The 21,573-nt window shown below is 70.7% G+C and carries 19 protein-coding genes and 1 riboswitch; of the genes, 7 read left to right on the plus strand and 12 right to left on the minus strand.

Annotation, left to right across the window (positions count from 1 at the left end; genetic code table 11):
* Positions 1-9: 9 nt before the first annotated feature.
* Entirely contained in the window at positions 10-1,110 is a 1,101-nt protein-coding gene (locus JHW38_RS22195) for a phytase (protein ID WP_207523457.1), read from the minus strand.
* Positions 1,111-1,251: 141 nt separating this feature from the next.
* Positions 1,252-1,387: riboswitch (SAM riboswitch) on the plus strand.
* Positions 1,388-1,456: 69 nt separating this feature from the next.
* Here JHW38_RS22195 and metX point away from each other — a divergent pair.
* The 5 genes from metX to JHW38_RS22220 all read left to right on the plus strand — a co-directional run bounded on the left by metX (position 1,457) and on the right by JHW38_RS22220 (position 6,967).
* Entirely contained in the window at positions 1,457-2,530 is a 1,074-nt protein-coding gene (gene metX, locus JHW38_RS22200; RefSeq protein WP_242691042.1) for a homoserine O-succinyltransferase MetX, read from the plus strand.
* 26 nt (positions 2,531-2,556) lie between these two features.
* Positions 2,557-3,768, plus strand: coding sequence for an O-succinylhomoserine (thiol)-lyase (locus JHW38_RS22205; RefSeq protein WP_207523459.1), 1,212 nt, complete (start codon positions 2,557-2,559; stop codon positions 3,766-3,768).
* On the plus strand, positions 3,765-4,907 hold the full coding sequence (locus tag JHW38_RS22210) for a homoserine dehydrogenase (protein WP_207523460.1): 1,143 nt from the start codon (positions 3,765-3,767) through the stop codon (positions 4,905-4,907). The genes JHW38_RS22205 and JHW38_RS22210 overlap by 4 nt, the downstream gene beginning before the upstream one ends.
* A gap of 306 nt (positions 4,908-5,213) precedes the next feature.
* Complete coding sequence (locus JHW38_RS22215) at positions 5,214-6,413, plus strand: DUF3089 domain-containing protein (protein ID WP_207523461.1); 1,200 nt, start codon at positions 5,214-5,216, stop codon at positions 6,411-6,413.
* A gap of 44 nt (positions 6,414-6,457) precedes the next feature.
* Positions 6,458-6,967, plus strand: a complete 510-nt coding sequence (locus JHW38_RS22220; protein WP_207523462.1) for a hypothetical protein — start codon at positions 6,458-6,460, stop codon at positions 6,965-6,967.
* A 305-nt stretch (positions 6,968-7,272) separates the two neighbouring features.
* Here the strand turns inward: JHW38_RS22220 and JHW38_RS25810 are convergent, their stop codons facing one another.
* The 5 genes from JHW38_RS25810 to JHW38_RS22245 all read right to left on the minus strand — a co-directional run bounded on the left by JHW38_RS25810 (position 7,273) and on the right by JHW38_RS22245 (position 16,011).
* Positions 7,273-9,339 (minus strand): glycosyl hydrolase family 18 protein, encoded by a 2,067-nt coding sequence (locus JHW38_RS25810; protein ID WP_428995271.1) that lies wholly within the window; start codon positions 9,337-9,339, stop codon positions 7,273-7,275.
* Between the two features lie 837 nt (positions 9,340-10,176).
* On the minus strand, positions 10,177-11,181 hold the full coding sequence (locus JHW38_RS22230) for an alpha/beta fold hydrolase (protein ID WP_207523463.1): 1,005 nt from the start codon (positions 11,179-11,181) through the stop codon (positions 10,177-10,179).
* A 125-nt stretch (positions 11,182-11,306) separates the two neighbouring features.
* The gene (locus JHW38_RS22235; RefSeq protein ID WP_207523464.1) at positions 11,307-12,578 is read right to left on the minus strand and encodes a c-type cytochrome; all 1,272 of its coding nucleotides are present in this window, start codon (positions 12,576-12,578) and stop codon (positions 11,307-11,309) included.
* The gene (locus JHW38_RS22240; protein ID WP_207523465.1) at positions 12,575-13,156 is read right to left on the minus strand and encodes a (2Fe-2S)-binding protein; all 582 of its coding nucleotides are present in this window, start codon (positions 13,154-13,156) and stop codon (positions 12,575-12,577) included. Before JHW38_RS22240 ends, JHW38_RS22235 begins: the two co-directional genes overlap by 4 nt.
* Positions 13,153-16,011: a xanthine dehydrogenase family protein molybdopterin-binding subunit gene (locus JHW38_RS22245; RefSeq protein WP_207523466.1), complete on the minus strand. Its 2,859-nt coding sequence runs from the start codon at positions 16,009-16,011 to the stop codon at positions 13,153-13,155. The genes JHW38_RS22240 and JHW38_RS22245 overlap by 4 nt, the downstream gene beginning before the upstream one ends.
* A 147-nt stretch (positions 16,012-16,158) precedes the next feature.
* On the opposite strand from JHW38_RS22245, the gene JHW38_RS26100 reads away from it, so the two are divergent.
* Positions 16,159-16,218, plus strand: a complete 60-nt coding sequence (locus tag JHW38_RS26100; RefSeq protein WP_428995334.1) for a DUF6053 domain-containing protein — start codon at positions 16,159-16,161, stop codon at positions 16,216-16,218.
* Between the two features lie 45 nt (positions 16,219-16,263).
* Here JHW38_RS26100 and JHW38_RS22250 read toward each other — a convergent pair whose 3' ends face one another.
* Genes JHW38_RS22250 through JHW38_RS22260 form a run of 3 tightly spaced genes read right to left on the minus strand, consistent with a single transcriptional unit; the run spans position 16,264 to position 19,098 of the window.
* Entirely contained in the window at positions 16,264-16,974 is a 711-nt protein-coding gene (locus tag JHW38_RS22250; protein ID WP_207523467.1) for an alpha/beta fold hydrolase, read from the minus strand.
* 11 nt (positions 16,975-16,985) lie between these two features.
* Entirely contained in the window at positions 16,986-17,681 is a 696-nt protein-coding gene (locus JHW38_RS22255; protein ID WP_207523468.1) for a hypothetical protein, read from the minus strand.
* A 13-nt stretch (positions 17,682-17,694) separates the two neighbouring features.
* Complete coding sequence (locus JHW38_RS22260) at positions 17,695-19,098, minus strand: L-serine ammonia-lyase (RefSeq protein ID WP_207523469.1); 1,404 nt, start codon at positions 19,096-19,098, stop codon at positions 17,695-17,697.
* Between the two features lie 202 nt (positions 19,099-19,300).
* Between JHW38_RS22260 and JHW38_RS22265 the strand changes: the two genes are divergently transcribed.
* Positions 19,301-19,528, plus strand: coding sequence for a glutaredoxin family protein (locus JHW38_RS22265; RefSeq protein ID WP_207523470.1), 228 nt, complete (start codon positions 19,301-19,303; stop codon positions 19,526-19,528).
* Between the two features lie 57 nt (positions 19,529-19,585).
* Here the strand turns inward: JHW38_RS22265 and JHW38_RS22270 are convergent, their stop codons facing one another.
* From JHW38_RS22270 to JHW38_RS25815, 3 genes are read right to left on the minus strand one after another with little or no spacing between them, the layout of a single operon-like run.
* Complete coding sequence (locus JHW38_RS22270; RefSeq protein WP_207523471.1) at positions 19,586-20,140, minus strand: YceI family protein; 555 nt, start codon at positions 20,138-20,140, stop codon at positions 19,586-19,588.
* A complete protein-coding gene (locus tag JHW38_RS22275) occupies positions 20,130-20,747 on the minus strand; it encodes a cytochrome b (protein WP_207523472.1) in 618 nt (205 codons plus the stop codon). The genes JHW38_RS22270 and JHW38_RS22275 overlap by 11 nt, the downstream gene beginning before the upstream one ends.
* Positions 20,744-21,565, minus strand: a complete 822-nt coding sequence (locus tag JHW38_RS25815) for a YceI family protein (protein WP_207523473.1) — start codon at positions 21,563-21,565, stop codon at positions 20,744-20,746. The genes JHW38_RS22275 and JHW38_RS25815 overlap by 4 nt, the downstream gene beginning before the upstream one ends.
* Between the last annotated feature and the right edge of the window lie 8 nt (positions 21,566-21,573).

The raw sequence follows: 21,573 nt of genomic DNA on the forward strand, positions 1-21,573 counted from the left end.
CGGCAGGGGCTAGTCGAGGCAATCCGATTGCAGGTGCAGGGCGCGCGCGACATCGCCCAGGTCGAAGGCGGTCACCGCGCGGTCGTCGTCGACCGCGTACAGCGCGCCATAAGGGAAGGCGTGGGTCGCCGCCGCGTGCAGGGCGATGCCGTCGGTGTGCGCGGTGCCTTCGCCGCGGAAGCTGCCGACCGGGCGCAGGCTGTCGCGTTCGAACACATGGAACACGGTGCGCGGGTCGAGCTGGTCGACCGCGACCCAGTAACCGGCGCCGCGCGCGCAGCTCCACAGCGCCACGCCCTCGGCCTGGGCGGAGAAGCTGCCCGGAGGCACCGCGCGGCCGGTGTAGCGGCCGGCCAGGGTGTATTCGCGCAGGGTCGAGGCGCGGCTGAGGTCTTCGTCGGCGATCAGCAGGCGGTCGCCGGCGGCGTCGCCGGCGATGGATTCGACGATGCGCAGCGCGGCCGCGTCGCTGGTGTCGCCGAACGCGCCCAGGTACTCGCTGCCCATGCGCCCGTCCTCGTCGAAGCGCAGGCGGTAGCGGCGCACGCGCTGGTCGAGTTCGTTCAGCGCCGGCACTTGATCGAACTGGGCGCCGTACATGAAGTTGTCGGTGACGTAGGCGTCGATCTCGCCCGGCGCGGTCTCGTTGAGCCACAGCCCGTACGGGCTGCGCAGCTGGGCTTCGCCGAAGCTGCCGAGCGGCGCGAAGTCGGGCAGGCGCAGCACCTGGACGCGGTGGTTGTCGCGTTCGGCCACGAACAGGTAGTCGCCGAACACGGCCAGGCCGTTGGGGCGCTTGAACTGGCCCAGCGCCTCGCCCTTGCCGCCGAACTCGCGCAGGCGCTTGCCGCTGTCGGCGTCGTACACGGCCAGGCGGTGCGTGGATTTGGCGCTGGCGATCAGCCAGGTCGAGCCGTCGGCGGCGGGCCAGGTCGCCAGCGAGTCCAGCTCGTCGTGCGCGCTGGGTTCGGACACGAAGCGCTCGGGCACGCTGGCCGTACCCGGCGGAACCGCGCCTTCGCGGCGCGGTTCGGGCGCGCGCGGTGGCGTGGAGACGCAGGAGCAGAGCAGGGCGCTGGCGATCAGGACGGCGGCGAGGCGGCTGTTCATCCGGGCAAGTGTATGCGGCGACGGCGGCGAACGGGTGTCGGTGCGGTGGCGGCCGGTCCGCGCTCGCGGCCGGCGAAATAATAAATCGCTATATGCGGATGAAGCGATTGACACGCCCTTCCGCGCTCGGCAGACTGTGCCCATCCATCGAGACCGGCTGAGGGACAGGCCCTTAGAAGCCGGGGCAACCCAACGCAGCGCAAGCTGCGTGAAGGTGCCAATTCCTGCGGCCCGCCCGCGCCTTTCAGGCGTCGAGGCGACGGTCGGAAGATGGTTGCGGACACGCGCCCAGCAGCGCGTGCGCGACTTGCAGCTCGGTGGCCCGTTCACTTCACGGATGCCCGCCATGAGCTTCGCCCCCAGCACCGCCGACAGCCGTACCGCCAGCGCCGAGCGCAGCGATTCCTACGTGTCCTTCGCCGCTTCGGCCGCCGCGTTCGAGCGTGCGCCGGTGACGCGCCCCGGCGCCGTCCGCGGCGAAATCGCGATCGAACTGGAACTGCGCCACGCCGGCCGCCGCTCGCTGCGCCTGCGCTACGAAATCCAGGGCGACCGCGCGCTGCCGGCGCTGTTCGTCGCCGGCGGCATCTCCGCGCACCGCCATCTGGCGCCGAGCCGCGAGTTCGGCGAGGGCGGTTGGTGGGAAAACCAGGTCGGCGCCGGCCGCTCGCTGGATCCGGCGCGGCATTGCCTGGTGTCGTTCGACTGGCTCGGCGCCGACGGCACGCTCGACTTCGCGATCGACCCGGCCGACCAGGCCGACGCCGTCGCCGCGCTGCTCGACGCGCTGCGGATCGAGCGCCTGCAGGCCTTCGTCGGCTATTCCTACGGCGCGATGGTCGGCCTGCAGTTCGCCGCGCGCCATCCGCAGCGGCTCGACGCGCTGGTCTCGATCAGCGGCACCCACCGCGCCCATCCCTACGCCGCCGCGTGGCGCGCGCTGCAACGCCGCGCGGTCGCGCTCGGCGCCCTGCAGTGCGACGAAGCCCAGGGCCTGGCGCTGGCGCGCGAACTGGCGGTGCTGAGCTACCGCACCCCGGAAGAATTCGCCGAGCGCTTCGGCGCCGCGCAGGTGGTCGATGGCCGCGTGCGCGTCGACGCCGAGGACTACCTCGACCATTGCGGCAACAAGTACGTCGCCCGCACCTCGCCGACCGCGTTCCTGCGCCTGTCCGAATCCATCGACCTGCAGCAGCTCGACCCGGCCGCGGTGCGCGTGCCGGTCACCGTGGTCGCGGTCAGCGAAGACCGGCTGATCCCGCTGAGCGAGTCCTACGACCTGATCGAGCGCCTGCGCGGCGAAACCCGCCTGCGCGTGCTGCGCTCGATCTACGGGCACGACGCCTGCCTCAAAGAACAGTCCCAGATCGACACCATTCTTCGCGAAGCGTTGGCCGACTGTACGTCGGTGGCCGCCTGAGCATTCAACCCTACGGAGCGGCCCGCATGACCACCGAATCGACCCCGACCCTCGCCCGCAACGCCTGCACCGCCGCGGTCCGCGCCGGCATCGACCGCGACGCCGCGTACGGCGCGGTGACGCCGCCGATCGTGCTGTCGTCGAACTTCAGCTTCGCCGGCTTCAACGACAAGCGCCAGTACGACTACACCCGCAGCGGCAACCCGACCCGCGACCTGCTCGGCGAAGCGCTGGCCGAACTCGAAGGCGGCGCCGGCGGCGTCATCACCTCGACCGGCATGTCGGCGATCACCCTGGTGCTGCACGCCTTCCTCAAGCCCGGCGACCGCATCGTGGTGCCGCACGACGGCTACGGCGGCAGCTGGCGCCTGTTCAACGCGCTGGCCGCCAAGGGCGCGTTCGAACTGGTCACCGCCGACCTGACCGACCCGCGCTCGCTGACCGAGGCGCTGGCGACGAATCCGGCCGTGGTCTGGATCGAAACCCCGTCGAATCCGCTGCTGCGCATCACCGACCTGCGCTTCGTGATCGAAGCCGCGCACGCCACCGGCGCGCTGACCGTGGTCGACAACACCTTCCTGTCGCCGGCGTTGCAGCGGCCGATCTCGTTCGGCGCGGACCTGGTCGTGCATTCGACCACCAAGTACATCAACGGCCACAGCGACGTGGTCGGCGGCGCGGTGGTCGCGAAGACCGCCGAGCACCATCAGCAGCTGACCTGGTGGGCGAACGCGCTCGGCCTGACCGGTTCGCCGTTCGACGCCTTCCTGACCCTGCGCGGCCTGCGCACGCTCGACGCGCGCCTGCGCGTGCACCAGGAAAACACCCAGGCCATCGCCGAGCTGCTCGACAGCCACCCGGCGGTGCGCGTGGTGCATTACCCGGGCCTGGCCTCGCATCCGGGCCACGCCCTGGCCGCGCGCCAGCAGAAGGGCTTCGGCGCCATGCTCAGCGTCGAGATCGAAGGCGGCGAGGAAGCGGTGCGCGCGTTCGTCGAAGGGCTGACCTGTTTCACCCTGGCCGAATCGCTCGGCGGCGTGGAAAGCCTGGTCGCGCACCCGGCGACCATGACCCATGCGGCGATGTCGCCGGAAGCGCGCGCCGCCGCCGGCATCGGCGACGGCCTGCTGCGCCTGTCGGTCGGCATCGAACACGTCGACGATCTGGTCGCCGACCTCACCGCCGCTCTCGACCGCGCCAGCGCGGCGGTGGCGACGACGGCGCGCGCGAAACGATGAGCGCCGTCGCCAGCGCCCTGCACGGGTCCGAAGCCGTCGCGCAGGCGCCGGCGCTGCGTCCCTCCCCAACGGTCGGCGCGGCGCCTGCGCGGGTGGCCTTGCTCGGCACCGGCACGGTCGGCGGCGCGGTGCTGGCGCGCCTGGGCGGCTGGCGCGGCGGTCCGCTCGGCGAACGCCTGCAACTGGTGCACGTGGCCAATTCGCGCCGCGCCGCGGCCGACGCCGGCGGCATCGTGCCCGAGCATGCGGCCAGCGCGCTGGCCGCGTCGGATCAGCGCAGCTCGCTCGACGCCGTCGCCGAAGCCTTGGCCGACGGCCGCGGCGCGCGCGTGGTGATCGACGCCACCGCCAGCGAAGCGGTCGCCGAACGCCACGCGCAGTGGCTGGCGCAGGGCATCCACGTGGTCACCGCATGCAAGATCGGCCAGGGCACGACCCTGGCGCGCTGGCGCGCGATCCGCGAGGCCTGCGCGCTCGGCGGCGCCGGCTACGGCGACAGCGCCACGGTCGGCGCGGGCTTGCCGCTGCTGCGTAGCTTGCGCGAACTGCAGGCCGGCGGCGACCGCATCCACGCCATCGCCGGGGTGCTGTCGGGTTCGCTGGCGTGGCTGTTCAACCAATACGACGGCATGCGCCCGTTTTCGGCGCTGGTGCGGCAGGCGCGCGACGCCGGCTACACCGAGCCGGACCCGCGCGACGACCTGTCCGGCGAAGACGTGCGGCGCAAGCTGCTGATCCTGGCGCGCGCGGCCGGGGTGGCGCTGGACGCGGGCGAGGTCGAGGTCGCCTCGCTGGTGCCGCCGGAGCTGGCGATCCTCAGCCGCGAAGGCGTCGACGCCGCGCTGCCCGCGCTCGACGCGCCGCTGCGCGAGCGCTACGCGCAGGCCTACAAGAACGGCGAGAAGCTGCGCTTCATCGCCCGTCTGGAGCGCGCCGACGACGGCCGCGTCAGCGCCCGGGTCGGCCTGCAGTCGCTGCCGGGCGATCACCCGCTCGCCGCCGGCGCCGGCACCGACAACAAAGTCGCGATCTGGTCGGACCGTTACCGCGCCCAGCCGCTGGCGATCCAGGGCCCCGGCGCCGGCGCCGAGGTCACCGCCGCGGGCTTGCTCGACGACGTGCTGCGTCTGGTCGGTTGATGCCGGCCGGGCCGGGATTCGAAACCGCGCTGCGGCGCCGGCTTTCGAATCCTTGCCGCGAGGCCGGCGTCCGCGGCGCCGTGCGAGCCAGCCTTTGCGACCGCGCCTGCCACAGCGCACGCCGCCAATCCGCAGGCCGTCACTCTTTGTTACACACTGCGAAGCGTTCCGACGCGGCGGCTACATCCGGGCACCACATAATCCGCGCAAATCGGCCGACAAGCGCCGCGCGGTCGTCCTAGAATGCCGCGCGGCCCGGCCGGAATCGTTCCGGCCGGATCGGCACTCCGACACGGGCAGGTGGGCATGAAGAACGGCGCGGGTTGGCTGGTGGCGGTCGCTTTGGCGTGCAGCGCAGGCTGTTCGCCGATGAAGCGGGTGGTCGCGCCGGTGAAGCGGATGGTGCTGGACCCCAAGCGCGAGTTCGACCGCACGGCCGAACCGGCCGCGCCCGACTACCGCGACGCGCGCTACTGGGCGGCGCTGCCGGACAAGCGCGACGGCGCCGACGCCACCCCGATCGGCATGCGCAACCGCCAGGCCGACGCCGCGGTCGACGTGTTCTACATCCATCCCACCACTTATTTCAGCCGCGCCGGCTGGAACCAGCCGCTCGACGACGAAGACGCCAACCGCGGCACCGAGTTCGCCCTGCGCGCGCAGGCCAGCGCCTTCAACGAGGTCGGCCGGATCTATGCGCCGCGTTACCGGCAGATGACCCTCAACGGCTATCTGTCCGACTCCGATGCCGACCGCGACAAGGCGCTGGACCTGGCCTACCGCGATGTGCGCGCGGCGTTCGACGAGTTCATCGGCCAGCGCTCGCACGGCCGGCCGTTCATCATCGCCGCGCACAGCCAGGGCAGCGGCCACGGCCTGCGCCTGCTGTCGGAACTGATGTCCGACCTCGCTCCCGATCCGGCGCTGCGCAAGCGTCTGGTCGCGGCCTATCTGATCGGCGCGGCGGTGCCGCAGGACGCGTTGCAGCAGACCGTGCCGGGCATCGCGCTGTGCGCGACGCCGCAGCAGACCGGCTGCGCGGTGTTCTACAACACGATCGAGTCCGGCGCGTTCGATCCGGGCGAGCGGCCCAAGCGTTTCGAGCGGGTGCGGGCGTGGTATCCCGGCGGCTTCCGCAGCGTCGAGCGGCCGCGCCTGCTGTGCGTGAACCCGGTGACCTGGCGCGCCGACCGCGAACCCAGCCCCTTGTCCGCGCACCTGGGCGCGCTGCACGCCGAACGCAACCGTCCGCTGCCCGAGCCGCAGCCGCGGCGGGTCAGCGCGCGCTGCGACGACGACGGCCTGCTGCAGACCACGCTGCCCGACGGCGAATGGCGGCAGTGGTGGTTCGGCGGCGACCAGCACGTCAACGACTATCAGCTGTTCTACATGGACATCCGCGCCAACGCGGCGCAGCGGGTGGCGGCGTCGACCCACGGCCCCGTCGCCGCGCCGGCCGCGCCGGCGCCGCCGAAGATCAGGAACAAGCCGGCGCGCACGCGCTGAGCGCGCATCGCTCGGGCGCGCAGCGGCGGCGCTAGACTGCCGCGATGATCGATCTGGATGCCGACATCGTTCCCGGCCGCGGTCTCGGCGGCTTCGTCCTGGGCGAGAGCGCGCTGGAGCGCGTGGTCGCGCTGGAACCGCGCCATCGCGTGGCGCAGTGGCCCGCGCAGGACCCGCGCTATACCTGCGTGCGCATCGGCGAAGCCGTGCTGCTGATCGTCGACAACCGCGATTTCGCCGTGGTCAATCTGGCGGCGTTGGCCGGTTACCGCGGCCGCTTGTTCGGTTATGCGCGCGCCGGCATGAGCGTGCGCGAGCTGGTCGCCGGCGCGCCGAGCCCGCTGCTCAAGGCGATGCACCTGCACAACCAGTTCCTGTACCTCGATCGCGCCGAGAGCGTCGCGTTCCTGTTGCCGCCGGAATACGACGACGCGGTCGACCGCATCGAGGACCTGCCGCCGCAACTGGTGCTGGACGCGTTGTACCTGATGCCCGCGCAACTGCGGCAGGTGCCGGGGCGCGACGGCAAGCCGGTGTGGCGGCCGGTGGATTGAATCGCGCCGGGCGCCGGCGTGCGGATCGCGAAAACGAAATCGGAGCGCCGATCGGGGGGATGACCGGCGCTCCGCTGCAGATCGCCAGGGCGTATCGCTCGCCAGGGCTTTGCAAAACTTGGACTTCGAAACGCATGCGCGTTTCAGCAGAAGACGGTGGGTGGGTTGCCCTCACCCCAACCCTGCCCCGGCCCGAACGCATAGCGTTCGGGCGTTCGGGGCAGCGCGAGCCAATGGCTCGCTAACGCTGCCCCTCACCCCGCAAGCGGGAGAGGGGCTTCAGAGCGATGGAGCCAGAGCGGGGATTACTTCAGGCCGTTGCTGATCGCGGTCGCCAGCGAGCCCTGCTCGTCGTCGCCGCTGAACTCCCAGAAGAACGCGCCGCCGAGGTTCTGGGTCTTGACGTACTGCATCTTCTGGCCGATCAGCGCCGGGGTGTCGTAGCTCCAGAAGGTGTTGCCGTCGTACTTCCAGGTCGCCACCGCGGTGTTGTCGGTGTAGATCGTGCCGGCCTTGTTCTTGAGCACCTTGTAGTCTTCGATGCCCGCCTCGTACGTACCCGGGGCCGGGCCGCTGCCCGGACGGTACAGGCCGTTGTTGACGTTGCTCACGCCGGTCCAGCCGCGGCCGTAGAAGCCGATGCCGAGGTTGAGCTTGGCCGCCGGCACGCCGCGCGAGAGGAAGGCTTCCAGCGCGTCGTTGGAGTTGTACAGCTTGACGTCGCCGGTGGAGGGATCGTTCGGCGAAGCGAACAGCGCCGAATGATGGTTGGTGCCCGGATCCCAGCCGCCGTGGAAGTCGTAGGTCATCACGTTGATGTAGTCCAGGTACTGGTGGTACGCACCCGGATTGGTCACGCGGATCTTGTCGATGCCGGCGCCGACGGCGACGGTCAGCAACAGGCCCGGACGCACCGCATCGAGCTGGCGGCGGAACTCGGCCATCAGCGCGGTGAAGTTGGCGTTGTCCTCGGGACGCTGCGCCGCCGGGCAGTCGATGCCGCACACCACCGGGTATTCCCAGTCGATGTCGATGCCGTCGAACACGCCCGCCGCCGCGCCCGCGCCGCCGGCGCCGTCGGTGACCGGCAGGTTGCCCTTGATGTAGGCGTCGACGCACGAAGCCACGAAGGCCTGGCGGTTCGCCGCGCTCGCCGCGCTCGGGAAGCCGCGCGACCAGGTCCAGCCGCCGAGCGAGATCAGCACCTTCAGGCCCGGGTACTTGGCCTTGAGCTGCTTGAGCTGGTTCCAGTTGCCGCGCAGCGGCTGGTCCCAGGTGTCGCTCGCGCCGCTGACGCTCTCGCCGGCCTGGAAGGCCTTGGTGTAATCGGCGAACGCGTCGCCGCCGGCGCCGGTGTTGGGATCGGACGGAACGGTCACGCCGACTTCGCAGCGGTTGTTGCGCACGTTGCCGAAGGCGTAGTTGATGTGGGTCAGCTTGGCCGCGGTGCCGCTGGTGTCGATGTTCTTGACCCGGTAGTTGCGGCCGTAGATGCCCCACTGGGCGAAGTAGCCGATCACCTTCTTGCTGCCGCCCGGCGTGGCCGGCTTGGTGGTCGCGCTGATCGACGCGCTCTGCGCCGACGCGTTGCCGGCGTTGTCGCGCGCGCGCACGGTGAAGGTGTAGCTGGTGCTGGCGTTGAGGCCGTTGACGGTGTAGTTGGTCGCGCTCGGCGAGCCGGCGAGGCTGCCGTTGCGGTACACGTCGTAGCCGGCCACGCCGCTGCCGCCGGCGTTGTCGGTCGAGGCGTTCCAGCTCAGCGACACGCTGCTGGAGGTCTGCGACGGCGAGGCGAGGCCGCCCGGCACGCTCGGCGGGGTGGTGTCGCTGGAACCGCCGCTGACGGTGATGCTGACCGCGGCCGAGGTGGTGGTCGCGTTCTGGTTGTCCTTGGCCACGGCGGTGAAGCTGTGGCTGCCGGCGGTGGCGTTGTTCCAGGTCACGCTGTACGGCGCGGTGGTGTCGACGCCGAGCGAGGCGCCGCCGCGGAAGAACTCGACGCTGGCGACGCTGCCGTCGCTGTCGGCGGCGTTGGCGCTGACGGCGATGTTGGCGCCGACGTTGTAGGTCGCGCCGTTGCTCGGCGCGGTCAGGCTCACCGTCGGCGGCTGGTTGACCGGGCCGGTGCTGCACGCGCCGAGGTCGGCGTAGTAGTTGCAGCTCGGGCAATAGTTCGGCGGCGTGTTCCAGATCGGCCCGTTGGCTTGGTACAGGCGGTTCTGGTACGTCATCTTGTCGCCGGCGGCGTAGATGGCGGAGGCGTTCCAGGCGGGAACGCCGCTGCAGGCGGCTTGCGCGTAGGCCGTCGATATCGACGACGCGGCGAGCATGCCCGTCAGCAACAGCAGGTTGGCGGACCGTGCGTGTCTCATGGTGCTTCCTCTCTCCCGATGCATAGTCAAGACTTCGCCGGCCGCACTCGGCCGACGGCGATTTCCCGCCCGTGTCGAAGGAAGGTCGTCGAACCTTCCGATGTGCATGGGAGGCTCGGGCCTCCTCGTCGATCGGCGTCGTCGCGCCGTCGTGGGGTGTTGCGGTAGTGCGGCGCACCGCCGCCCGAGGCGGCCGGGCCGGTGCGATAAACCGGCCGTGCGCGAATTCTTCGGCGACGAGCGCGGCCGGGCCGCGACTTCGTCGTATTGCGCTTGCTGTCCCTCCGGCGGCCGCGCCGGCGAACCGGTCGGCCCGCCGTTGCGATGGGGAAACTGGCCGCGCGTGACAACGTTGTCAACCAACTGTCCGAGTCTTTGCGCGCTGGTTCACAGAACCTCGTGACAACGTTTGCGCGAAATGGCGTCGTTTGCTGCGGCGCAACGCGGTGGTGGCGCGAGAGGTCTTGGAAAAACAGTGACTTGGTTCGATGTCCAATGGACAGGGAAGTAGGCTCGCGAGTCAAAAATGCGCGCAGCGAATGCTGCGCTGCGGGGCGAAGCGCGGGAGGGTCTTGAGGCCGGACGCTCCTGGCCCGGGTGGCAGCGCGACAAATGGATCGGACAGCGTCGAGGCTGGAGCCTTCCCGCAGCGAAACCCGCCCGGCGTTCTGCGCGAGAGCGGTTTTGGTTGTGGGATGGGCCTCGGCGCCGACGCGCCCGAACCGAAGGCCGGTCGCGCAGAGCTGCCGCCGTTGCGAGCGGCGATGATTTTTGTTGTGGCAGGGCCTTCAGGCCCGACGCGGTTCGCTCAGCCAGCGGCGCCTGCCCGGCGTGACCTCACTCGCGCAGCGCATCCAGCAGCGCCGCTTCGAAGCGCTGCGGCGCTTCCACTTGCGGCGAATGGCCCAGGTCTTCGAACTCCACCAGCTTCGCCGACGGGATCGCGCGCGCCGCGGCGCGGCCGAGTTCCGGATACAGCCCGAGCCTGGCCTTGAGCGCATCGTCGGCCAGATCGCGATTGATCGCGGTGCGGTCGCGCTGGCCGACGAACAGCGTGGTCGGCACGCGCAGGCGCGCGAACTCGTGCACGACCGGCTGGGTGAACACCATCTCCGAGGTCAGCGCCTGGTTCCAGGCCACGCGCTCGCGCCCCGGCCCGGCGTAGAGGCCGGCGAGCATGTCGACCCAGCGCTGATACTCGGGCTTCCACTGGCCGCCGTAGTAGACGTCCTGCTGATACTTGCGGATCGTCGCCGCCGTGGTCTTGAGCTCGCGCGCGTAGTTCTCGTCGACGCTGCGCCACGGCACGCCGAGCGCTTTCCAGTCTTCCAGGCCGATCGGGTTGACCATCAGCAGGCGCTGGGTCGATTGCGGATACATCAGCGCGTAGCGCGCGGCGAGCATGCCGCCCATCGAGTGGCCGACGATGTCGGCGCGCTCGATGCCGAGCGAGGCGAGCAGGCCGTGGGTGTTGGCGGCCAGCTCGTGCAGGCTGTACTGGTGATGCGCGGGCTTGCTCGATTTGCAGAAGCCGAGCTGGTCCGGCGCGATCACCCGGTAGCCGGCGCCGCGCAAAGCGGCGATCGCCGATTCCCAGGTCGCGGCGCAGAAGTTCTTGCCGTGCAGCAGCACCACGGTGCGGCCGTTGCCGCGTTCGGGGCGCACGTCGAGGTAGGCCATCTGCACCGATTCGCCCTGCGAGTCGAAGCGGTAGCGTTGCACGGGGTAGGGATAGTCGAAACCTTCGAGTTCGGCGCCGTAGGCGGCGGACTTGGGTGCCGGCTCGGCGTGCAGCGCGGGAGCCAGCAGGAGCAGCAGCGAGGCGAGGATGTAGCGGCGCATGGCGGGCTCGGTGCGATGGGGATGCAGGGATCGTACCTGTTGCGCGGTGTTGGATTCTGGCGATGGGCGCGCAGGGCGTCCGGCCTTCAGGCCCGACGCCTTTGGGTGCGGCCCTGCGCGCCGTTTCAGTGCTCGCCGCCGCTCTCGCGCAAACCCTTCACCTGGGCGACCGATACCTGCGCGCTCTGCCCGCCGTAGCGAACGCGCAACCATTGCGACAGTTCCGCAACCTGCGCATCGCTGAGCTGATCGGCGAAGCCGGGCATCTCCTGCATCCGCTCCAGCCCCGGCAGATCGTGCTCGGGCAATCCGTCCAGGATCGCGACGATGAGGTTGTGCGGATTGGGATCGCGCAGACTGCTGTTGCCGCGCAAGGCCGGCGCGACGTGCGGCACGCCCTGGCCGTCGCGTCCGTGGCAGCCGGCGCACAGCGCGAAGTAGCGCGCCTGCGCGGGCGTGCCGTCGCCGGAAAGGTTCGCAGCGGGCAAGGGCACGGCCGCGGGCGGCTGGTCGCCGAGCAAGTAAGTCGCGATCGCGCCGATGTCGCCGGGCTCGAGCCGGCTGGTCGACAGGTTCACCACCTTGAGCATTTCGTCGGAAGCGACCGCGTGCGCGGCGAGGCCGCGGGCGAGGTAGGCCTGCAACGCGTCGCGATCCCAGCCGCGCTGGGCCAGGCCTTGCGGCGTGATGTCCGGCGCCGCGACCCGGCCGAGGGTGTCGTTGCCGGCGAGCGGCCGCGAACGGTCCACCTGTCCGAGCCAGCCGCGCGGGCTGTGGCATTCGCCGCAATGGCCCAGGGTTTCGGCCAAGTACTCGCCGCGCTTCCATTCCGGCGATCGCCCCTGCGACGCCGGTCGCGCCTGCGCGCCGGCGAACAGCAGATTCCAGGCGTGGATGCCGGTGCGGATGTTGAACGGAAAGCCGACGCCGTTGGCGAGGTTGGCCTGCTTTACCGCCGGCCGCGTCATCAGATAGGCGTAGATCGCGTCGCTGTCCTCGCGCCGGATCGTCTTGTACGACACATACGGCATCGCCGGATACAGCTGATGGCCGTCGCGCGCTTCGCCGCGGGCGATGGTGTGGAAAAAGTCGTCGGCGCTGTAGCGGCCGATGCCGGTTTCGGCGTCGGGCGTGATGTTGGTGCCGTGGATGACGCCGAACGGAGAGGCCAGCGGCACCCCGCCGGCGAACGGCGCGCCGCCGTCGGCGGTGTGGCAGGCGGCGCAGTCGGCGGCGGCGACGAGGTAGCGGCCGCGTTCGATCTGCGCGGGCGTCGCTGTCACTTGCACCGCCGGACCGCGGCGATACCACCAGCCGACCAGGGCATCCAGCGCGAACCACGCCAGCGCGATCAGCGCCAGCCAAAGGATCAGGCGTTTGACCCGGCGCTTTCTCATCGCGGCGTCTCCGCGGCGGCGCGCACCCGCACGTTGGGCAGCTTGAGCGCCAGTTCCTCGACCGCCTGGTAATAGCGCACGTAGCCGGTGCAGCGGCACAGATGCGGATTCAGCGCTTCCAGCACCAGCGCGCGCACTTCCTCGCGTTCGTAGTCGCGCGCCGGCTGCTTGCCGAGGCGTTCGAGCAGCACCGTCGCGGCATTGACGAATCCCGGCGTGCAATACCCGCACTGGAAGCTGAAGTGATCCAGGAACGCCTGCTGCACCGCCGACAATTCCTGCAAGGCGCCGTCCGCGCCGTGTTTGGCATGGCCTTCGACGGTGCGGATCGCCTTGCCCTCGAAGTAATGCGCGCCGGTGACGCAACTGCGCACCTCGCGCGGCCCCTGTTCGTCGTCGACGATCACCGTGCAGGCCCGGCACACGCCCTGGCCGCAGCCGAAGCGGGTGCCGGTGAGGCCGAGGTATTCGTGCAGCACGTCGACCAGCATCATGTCGTCGGGCACCTCGACCGGGCCGTAACTGCGGCCGTTGATCCGCAGCGTCAGCGGCTTCAGGCGCAGGCTGCTCTGGCTCATGCGTGGGCCTCCTGCGCGCGCGGCGCGGATGGCGCGGCCGCGAGCGCGGCCAGCACCTTGTCGGGCGTGATCGGCAACTCGCGCAGGCGCAGGCCGGTGGCGTGGGTCACCGCGTTGGCGATCGCCGGCACCACCGAGATCATCACCACCTCGGCGATGCCCTTGGGCGCGTCGGTCGGCGACAGCGGCGGCAGGATGTCGCCGCTCTGCGCCCACACCGCCACGTCGCGCGCGCGCGGCAGGGTGTAGCGGTTGAAGTTCCAGGTGCCGTCGCCGGGGCCGTCCTCGTACAGCGGCAGGAACTCGTGCAGCGCGTGGCCGATGCCCATCGCCAGTCCGCCCTGCAACTGGCTCGATACCAGTTGTTCGACGATCGGCGTGCCGCATTCGAGGATCGAATGATGGTTCAGCAGCTCGACCTTGCCGGTCGCGGTGTCGACCGCGACTTCGGCGATCGTGCCGATGGCCGAGTAATAGGTCACGCCGGCGTTGTTGCGCTGGACCGGCGGGTAGTGCGCGCGGCTGCGCTCGATCATGCGGTAACCGTCGGCGGTCGGCGTGCCGGCGCCGGCGCGGCTGCCGTCGCCCCAGCGCAGCGCGACGCCGTCGAGCGGCAGGCGCGCATCGTCGCCGGACAACGGGTACTCGGCTTCGGCCCATTGCCAGCGATTGAAGCCGTGCACGGTCGCGCCGGTGGCCAAGCCGAGTTCGAACGCCTTGGCCGCGAGCCGCTCCAAGGCCAGCGGTTGCAGACCGCCCGCGGTCAGCTTGCCGTCGACCCAGCGCGCCTCCTCGCGCCGCACCGCCAGCGGCGCCAGCTGGCCGCCGCCGAAGCCCTGGCCCCACAGCGCCAGCGCCGCCGGCCACAGGCCTTGGGTGAACACCAGCCGCGCCGCTTCGCGGGTGGCGTGGCTGAAGAAGAACGCCGAGTTGCTGGCGCTGGACGGGCTGGTGTAGTTCGGCGTCCAGCGCGGATCGCCGACGTGCGCGTCCTGCGTCGCCTGGGTCATCAGCCAGGTGTCGTCGGTGGCGTGCAGCGGCAGCGCCGACCAGTCGGTTTCGCCGGTCAGCACTTCGTCGGCCGGGCGGCCCAACCACTTCGCGCAGACCACGGCCTGGCTGGTGGCCATGCCGGTGCCCATTTCGATGCCGATGTGGCGCAGGCGGATGCGGCCCTGCGGCGTCAGCGCGACTTCGGCGAACGCGGCTTCGCCGCCGGTGCCGTAGTCCTTCTGCACGCAGCCGTAGCCGACGCCGTAACGCTGGCCGGGATGCGCGGCTTCGTACTCGCGCTTGCGTTTCTCGCGCTGGGTCCACAGCGGATGCCCGCGCGATTTGCGCAGCACCTCGTCCGCGCGCTGGGCGCCGGCCGGGATCGCGCCCTGGGTGTTCTTCATGCCGGTGGCGAACACGTTGCGCAGGCGCAGTTCGATCGGGTCGAGCTTGAGTTCGGCGGCGATCTCGTCGATCAGCATCTCGGTCGCGCTCATGCTCTGCAAGGTGCCGTAGCCGCGCGCCGAGCCGGCGTCGAGCGCGCGCGAGGCGATCACGGTGCTGCTGAGGTCGCTGCGCGGAAAGTAATAGATCGATTGCGCCGCGGTCGCCGCGACCAGGCACACCGACGGCGAGAAATTCATCCGCCCGCCGCCGTCGCCGGTCATGCGGCCGTGGAAGATTTCGAAGCGGCCGCTGGCGCGGTCGGCCTGCAAGCGGTAATGCATGCGGAAGCTGTGGCGCTTGAGGCTGGACTGGAACTGTTCGTAGCGATCGTTGGCCAGCCGCACCGGACGGCCGCCGCCGTACAGCGCGGCCATCAGCGCGATGAACGGGAACGGGCTGTGGTCCTTGGAACCGTAGCCGACGGTGTAGCAGGGATGCAGCACCAGCCGCTTCACGCCGAAACGGGTCGCGGCGAGCATGCGCGCGCCGTCTTCGGCGATTTCGTTCGGCGATTGGGTTGCGCTGACCAGGTGCACGGTTCCGGTAGCGGCGTCGTACCAGCCGTTGGCGTTGTCCAGCTCCATCGCCGCGGTGTCGATGGATTGCGAGAAATACTCGCGCTCGATCACCAGCTTGCCCGGCGCGGGCGCGGCGAGTTCTGCTTCCATCGCATCGGCGTGGGCCACGCCTTGCGCGTCGAGCTTGCCGCCGGCATCGCCCTTGACCCACTCGGGGTTGTGCTTGCGATAGCCGGTGGGGAACAGCACCGTGTCCTTGTAGCTGGAATAGACATCGTCGGCGTAGGCGTCTTCGCCGCCGACGCGCACATAGCGGAACGTCGCCCACGGCGCCCGCTCGACCGGGCCGGTGGCCTCGCCCCAGCGGATCAGCTCGGGGCGGAACTTGAGCCGGCTCTTGGCGGCGCGGAAGCGGGCGAACTCGTTCCAGATCAGCAGGGCCACGGCCTGGCCGAGATAGGCCGGGGTCTTGCCGGGCGGCAGCAGCAGGTCGTCGCCGTAGAACGCGGGGAACGCGACGCCGTCGCGGGCGAGGTCTTCGGCGGCGACGACGCGGTCGGGCTGCAGGTCGGCCGGCAGCGATGACAGGTCGAAGCCTTGGTAGACGCGGTCGGCCAGGGTCGCGCGCAGCAGCATCGCGTGGGCTTGCTCGCGCGGCCAGCCGGGCAGGTCGCGCGAGCGCATGTCGAAGCTGAAGACCTTTTCGCCGCTGACTTTCGCGGTGGCGTCGGTGCGGTAGCGGATGCGGCCGGTGGCCGGATCCCACGCGGCCGGCCGCAGGCGTTCGGTCTCGAACAATGCGGCCAGTGCGGTGCTGCCGGGCGCGGCGACGTACACGCCGATGCCTGCGATCACGCTGCACTTGAGGAAGTCGCGGCGGCTGAGGCGGGCTGGCATAAGCGGCTGGCTCCGGCGGGCTCCGGGCCATAGTAAGCGCATGCTGCACGGCAAAATGCGGTGAAAATCGCGGCGGCGCGGGCGGTGTGCCCGAGAGGCGACTGCGAGGATGAACGAGTGTGAGAGACGGCCTTTCGTTTGTGCCGGGTGTGTGGTTTCGGAGGCGAAAGCGTCGGGCCTGAAGGCCCTCCCACACACGCACGATGAAGTTCCGGGCTTAGGTGGAGGGTCTTCAGGTTCGACGCCGCGCGCTCAGTTCGCCAGGTCCTTCATCGACGCTGCCAACCAGCGGCCTATCTGCGCCGCCGCGTCCTTCGCGCGCGCCTGCAGCAGGAAATGCGGCCCCTGCAACGCGACGCATTCGGCCTGCGGCCGGACGCGGCGAATCTCCTCCCAGCTGTCCGCCGACACCAACCGATCGCCGGCAGCTCGCAGATAAAGCGTCGGCACCGCCACATCGCCCAACGCCGCGCGCGCATCGACGCGCGCGACTTCGCCCAGGCGCGCGCGCAACACCGCCGGATCGAGCGCCGCCAGCGTCGCGCGCAAGCGTTCGCGCCGCTGCGGATCCGACCATCGGCCCAACACCGCGCGCTCGACCCATGGCAGCGGTGCCTGCCGCAGCGGCGCCGCATGCAGCAACCACGCCGGCAGCGCCGCCAGTCCCAGCGGCGACCACGGCGGCCGCGGCGCGCACGCGAACGAGGCGCACAGCGCCAGCGCTTTCAACTGCAGCGGCCGCCGCGCGGCGAGACGGATCGCGACCGGACCGGAGAACGATTCGGCGATCAGCGCGAACGGTTCGTGCGCCGGCAACTGCGGCCACGCCCACTCGACCAGCGCGTCGTAGTCCAGCGTCGGATCGTTCGGATACGCCAGCGCCCGCGCGTCGAAGCGCGGCGCCATCGCGGCGAGGAACTCGTGCAGCCACTCGCCGCCGCCGTCGAGTCCCGGCAGGACCACGCAGCGCATCGTCAGCCGCGCCGCTGCCGCGCGCTGCTGCCGCCGGCGTGCGCGCCGTCGTCATCGCCGTCCAGGCGCGCGCTCATCCGCTCCAGCGCCTTGAGCATCAGCGTGCGATGCCGCGCCAGCTTCATCCACGCCGGCAGGCGCGAAATCATCGAAGCGTTGCCGGCGCTGCGCATGCGTTCGCGCTGGCTCGCGGCGACGTAGCGGCGCAGTTCGTCCAGGTGTTGCGCGTTGTACGCCCACAGCAGGCCGCAACGGGTCGGCTCGAGCAGGCGCAGCGGCAGGCCGAGGTGCGGATCGCGCGGCTCATGCCCGCGATGCGGGTGCGCCTGTACGTCGACCGCGCTTTCGCGCGCGCACGAGGGGCAGCGCGCATCGACCCGCTGCGGCGTATGCGTCGGTCGGCCTTCGAACACCCGGTTCACGCTGAGCCACTGATGCCCGCAGTAACCGCAAGGGCGCCGTCCGTACACGCGCACCGGCCCGTACCAGTCGCCGTGCGCGGCGTGCAGGCCGCAGCATGACGCTGTCGCCGCATGCAGGCCGCAGCCGCTGCAGGCGAAGCGCGCTTCGCGATGGCCGTCTTCGCGCGGCGCGCGCACCTGCCCCGGCCGCGCGCAGCGCGGGCAACGCACTTCGATCAGGCCGGCGTAGCGCCACAGCCCGTGGCCGTCGTCGATGTGCCGCAGCGGGGCGTCCACGCCGGCGGCGTCCTCAGCACTCGATGACGTTGACCGCCAGGCCGCCGCGCGAGGTTTCCTTGTACTTGTCCTGCATGTCGCGGCCGGTGTCGCGCATGGTCTTGATGACCTTGTCCAGGCTGACCTTGTGCTTGCCGTCGCCGCGCATGGCCATGCGGTAGGCGTTGATCGCCTTGACCGCGCCCATCGCATTGCGCTCGATGCACGGAATCTGCACCAGCCCGCCGATCGGATCGCAGGTCAGGCCGAGGTTGTGCTCCATGCCGATTTCGGCCGCGTTTTCGATCTGGCTCGCAGTGCCGCCGAGCGCGCCGACCAAACCGGCGGCGGCCATCGAACAGGCCACGCCGACTTCGCCCTGGCAGCCGACTTCGGCGCCGCTGATCGAGGCGTTTTCTTTGTACAGGATGCCGACCGCGGCCGCAGTCAGCAGGAAATTGCGCACGCCCTGCAGGTTGGCGCCGGGGCAGAAGCGGTCGTAGTAGTGCAGCACTGCCGGGATGATGCCGGCCGCGCCGTTGGTCGGTGCGGTCACCACGCGGCCGCCGGCGGCGTTCTCCTCGTTGACCGCGAGCGCGTACAGGTTGACCCAGTCGAGCACGGTCAGCGGATCGCGCATCGCCGCCTCAGGCTTGGCCGACAGCTCGGCGTGCAGCGTCGGCGCGCGGCGCGAGACGTGCAGGCCGCCGGGCAGGGTGCCGGTCTCGCGGATGCCGCGGTTCACGCAGGACTGCATCGCCGCCCAGATTTCGTCGAGGCCGGCGTTGATTTCGGCGTCGCTGCGCCAGACCCGCTCGTTGGCCATCATCAGCTCGGCGATCGACAGCCCGCTGCGCGCGCATTGCGCCAGCAGCTCGTCGCCGGAATGGAACGGGTAGGGCAGGTCGGTGGTGTCGGCGACGATGCGGTCTTCGGCCGCTTCGTCCTGGTTGACCACGAAGCCGCCGCCGACCGAGTAGTAATCGCGCGTGGCGATGACTTCGCCGTCGCCGTCGAACGCGGTGAAGCGCATGCCGTTGGTGTGGAACGGCAGCTTCTGGCGCTTGTTCATGATGAGGTCGTGCTTCTCGTCGAAGCCGATCTCGTGGCGGCCGAACAAGTGGATGCGCTTGCTCTTGCGGATGCGTTCCAGCGCCGCCGGAATGATGTCCGGGTCGATCTGGTTCGGCCAATGCCCTTCCAGGCCCATCAGCACCGCCTTGTCGGTGCCGTGGCCGCGGCCGGTCAGCGCCAGCGAGCCGAACACCTCGGCGCGCACGCGCGCGGTGCGGGCCAGATCGGCGCCGGGCTCGCCGTTGCCGCAGCCTTCCACCAGCCAGCGCTCGATGAAGCGCGCGGCGGCGCGCATCGGGCCGACGGTGTGCGAGGAACTCGGGCCGATGCCGATCTTGAACAGGTCGAAACTGCTGACTGCCACGTTTGGCTGCTCCAACTGGGGTCGGACGTTGCTTGGCGTCCCGCGCGGGCGGCGCCGGCGGCGTCCGCACCGCGGGGGGTGTATACGCTTATTCTACGCGCGGCCGATGGCGCTACGCGGCGCGGTTTTCGCCGCGAAGCGCGCGGTTCGGCCATACCCGGGCGCATTGAAGGCGCGCCGGCGAACTCATCGGGGAGCGACTGTGCTGACTTTGTTCCAACGCGACGACTGCCACCTGTGCGACCTGGCCCTGGCGGTGCTGGCGCAGGCGCGCGCGCCGGAGTTCGAGAGCGTCTTCATCGACGAGGACGCGGGGTTGGAGCAGCGCTACGGCGTGCGCGTACCGGTGTTGCGCGACGAGGCGCGCGGGATAGAGCTGGATTGGCCGTTCGATGCGGCGAAGCTGGCGGCGTGGTTGGGCGATCCGTAAACCCGGATCGCAAAGAAAACGGGGCCGTGAGGCCCCGTTCCGGTTTGCGGCGCAGGCTTACTTCGCCGGCGCGAACGTCACCTTGGTGCTGACCGCGACTTCGTTCGGAATGATCGAGGTGTCGGCCCAGTCGCCGCCGCCGACGTTGTAGTCCAGGCGCTTGACCGTGGCCTTGCCGGCCAGCACCGGCTTGTCGCCCGCGGTCCAGGTGAAGGTCAGGGTCACCGGCTTGCTGACGCCGCGCAGGGTCAGGCTGCCGTCGGCGGCGTAGTTGTTGCCGCCGAGGCTGCGGAACTTGGTCGCGCTGTAGCGCGCCTGCGGGAACTTGGCGATGTCGAAGAAATCGCCGCCCTTGAGGGTGTCGTCGCGCTCGGAATTCTTGGAGTTGGCGCCGGCCAGCGGGATCACCACGTCGAGCTTGGAGCCGTCGAGCTTGGCCGGGTCGAAGCTCAGCCGCGCGGTGAAGCCGGGGAAGTTGCCGGCGAAGACTTCGCCCTGGTACTTGGTGGCGAAGGTCAGGGTCGAGCCGGCCTGCTGGACGTAGTCGGCGGCGAACGCCGGCGCGGCGGCGACGAGCAGGGCGGCGGCCAGGGCCAGGGAATTAAGGCGCATCGGGGTTCTCCGGGGAAATGGGGGGCAGGGAAGCGGGTTCGGAAGACGCGGCGCCGGCGCGGCGCCGGCCCGGCAGCATCCGGGTCAGGGTGTCGTCGTTCTGGAACAGGTGGTGGTAGAACGCGGCCGCGGCGTGCGCCAGCACCAGCGCCAGCAGCAGCCAGAAGCCGTATTCGTGCAGGTTGCGGCTGAGCTGGGCGAGTTCTTCGTTGCGCGCGGCCAGCTTGGGCAGGTTGAACAGGCCGAAGTACTGCAACGGGTAGCCGGCGGTGGAATTGAACAGCCAGCCCGACAGCGGCAGCGCGAACATCAGCGCGTACAGCGCCCAGTGGGTCAGCGAGGCGATGCGTTCCTGCCAGTGCGGCGTGCCCGCGACCGGCTTGGGCGCGCCGGCGTACACGCGCCAGGCCAGGCGCAGCGTCACCAGCACCAGCAAGGTCAGGCCGAAGGACTTGTGCAGGGCGTAGATCTTGATCTTCGACGGCCCGTTGCTCATGTCGGTCATGGTCAGGCCGACGATGGCCAGGCCCGCGATCATCACCAGGATCAGCCAGTGCAGGGTCTGGCTGACGGCGCCCCAGCGGTCGGCGGTGTTCTTCAGGGTCATGGGCGGGGTTCCTGGTTGGGCTGGGCCTGCTCCGCGCGGGCGCGGGCGGGCTGGGCGGGTGCGGGGTCGGGTCGCACGGATTCGTTTTCGGCGTCGTCGCCGGCGGCGTCGGCCGCGCCTTTGGGCGAGTCGCCGACGTATTTGTCGCGCAGCGCCTCGGCTTCGATGCGCAGTTCCACCTCGTCGCCGATCACCGACTTCCAGGCGTCGATGCCGAACGCGGCGCGGCTCAGCGTGGCGGTCGCGGAAAAACCGGCGGTGCGGTGGAACGGCGGCAGCGGATGGCGCTTGAGCGCGTTGAACTTCACGTCCAGGCACAGCGGGCCGTCGACGCCGTGCAGGCTCAGGGTGCCGCAGACCTTGAAGCGCTGCGGGTCGCCGGCGGCCGGCTCGACCGTCGCGGAGACGAAGCGCGCGGTCGGCCAGCGCCTGCCGTCGAGCAGGTTGCGCGCGAGCGCGGCCTTGTTCCATTTGCCGTCGCCGAGGTCGAGCCGGGTCAGCGGCACCTGCACGTCGAGGCGGGCGCTGCGCCAGTCGGCCGGGTCGAAGCGCAGCCGGCCGGCGGCGCCGGAGACGGTGCCGATGGCCTGGGAGAAGCCGGCGTGGGACAGGGCGAACATGACCCGGGTGTGGACCGGGTCGAAGCCGTAGTCCGCCGCGCCCTTGGGGTCCGGCGCCGCCGCCTGCGCGCCCGGCGCCTGCGCATCGGCCGTCTGCGCGTCGGCCGCGGCGGCGCCCTGCGGCGGCTCGGCCGCGGCGCCGCCGGGCAGCGCGGCGAGCGCGGCCAGGACGATGGCGCAAGGGCGGTTGAGAGACATGGCAGCTC

Source organism: Lysobacter enzymogenes, assembly GCF_017355525.1.
Classification (GTDB): domain Bacteria; phylum Pseudomonadota; class Gammaproteobacteria; order Xanthomonadales; family Xanthomonadaceae; genus Lysobacter; species Lysobacter enzymogenes_C.

Excerpts from the sequence above, each read along its gene's own strand:
- JHW38_RS22195 (WP_207523457.1), bottom strand. The coding sequence starts at position 1,110 with ATGAACAGCCGCCTCGCCGCCGTCCTGATCGCCAGCGCCCTGCTCTGC.
- metX (WP_242691042.1), top strand. The coding sequence starts at position 1,457 with ATGAGCTTCGCCCCCAGCACCGCCGACAGCCGTACCGCCAGCGCCGAG.
- JHW38_RS22205 (WP_207523459.1), top strand. The coding sequence starts at position 2,557 with ATGACCACCGAATCGACCCCGACCCTCGCCCGCAACGCCTGCACCGCC.
- JHW38_RS22210 (WP_207523460.1), top strand. The coding sequence starts at position 3,765 with ATGAGCGCCGTCGCCAGCGCCCTGCACGGGTCCGAAGCCGTCGCGCAG.
- JHW38_RS22215 (WP_207523461.1), top strand. The coding sequence starts at position 5,214 with ATGAAGAACGGCGCGGGTTGGCTGGTGGCGGTCGCTTTGGCGTGCAGC.
- JHW38_RS22220 (WP_207523462.1), top strand. The coding sequence starts at position 6,458 with ATGATCGATCTGGATGCCGACATCGTTCCCGGCCGCGGTCTCGGCGGC.
- JHW38_RS25810 (WP_428995271.1), bottom strand. The coding sequence starts at position 9,339 with ATGAGACACGCACGGTCCGCCAACCTGCTGTTGCTGACGGGCATGCTC.
- JHW38_RS22230 (WP_207523463.1), bottom strand. The coding sequence starts at position 11,181 with ATGCGCCGCTACATCCTCGCCTCGCTGCTGCTCCTGCTGGCTCCCGCG.
- JHW38_RS22235 (WP_207523464.1), bottom strand. The coding sequence starts at position 12,578 with ATGAGAAAGCGCCGGGTCAAACGCCTGATCCTTTGGCTGGCGCTGATC.
- JHW38_RS22240 (WP_207523465.1), bottom strand. The coding sequence starts at position 13,156 with ATGAGCCAGAGCAGCCTGCGCCTGAAGCCGCTGACGCTGCGGATCAAC.
- JHW38_RS22245 (WP_207523466.1), bottom strand. The coding sequence starts at position 16,011 with ATGCCAGCCCGCCTCAGCCGCCGCGACTTCCTCAAGTGCAGCGTGATC.
- JHW38_RS22270 (WP_207523471.1), bottom strand. The coding sequence starts at position 20,140 with ATGCGCCTTAATTCCCTGGCCCTGGCCGCCGCCCTGCTCGTCGCCGCC.
- JHW38_RS22275 (WP_207523472.1), bottom strand. The coding sequence starts at position 20,747 with ATGACCCTGAAGAACACCGCCGACCGCTGGGGCGCCGTCAGCCAGACC.
- JHW38_RS25815 (WP_207523473.1), bottom strand. The coding sequence starts at position 21,565 with ATGTCTCTCAACCGCCCTTGCGCCATCGTCCTGGCCGCGCTCGCCGCG.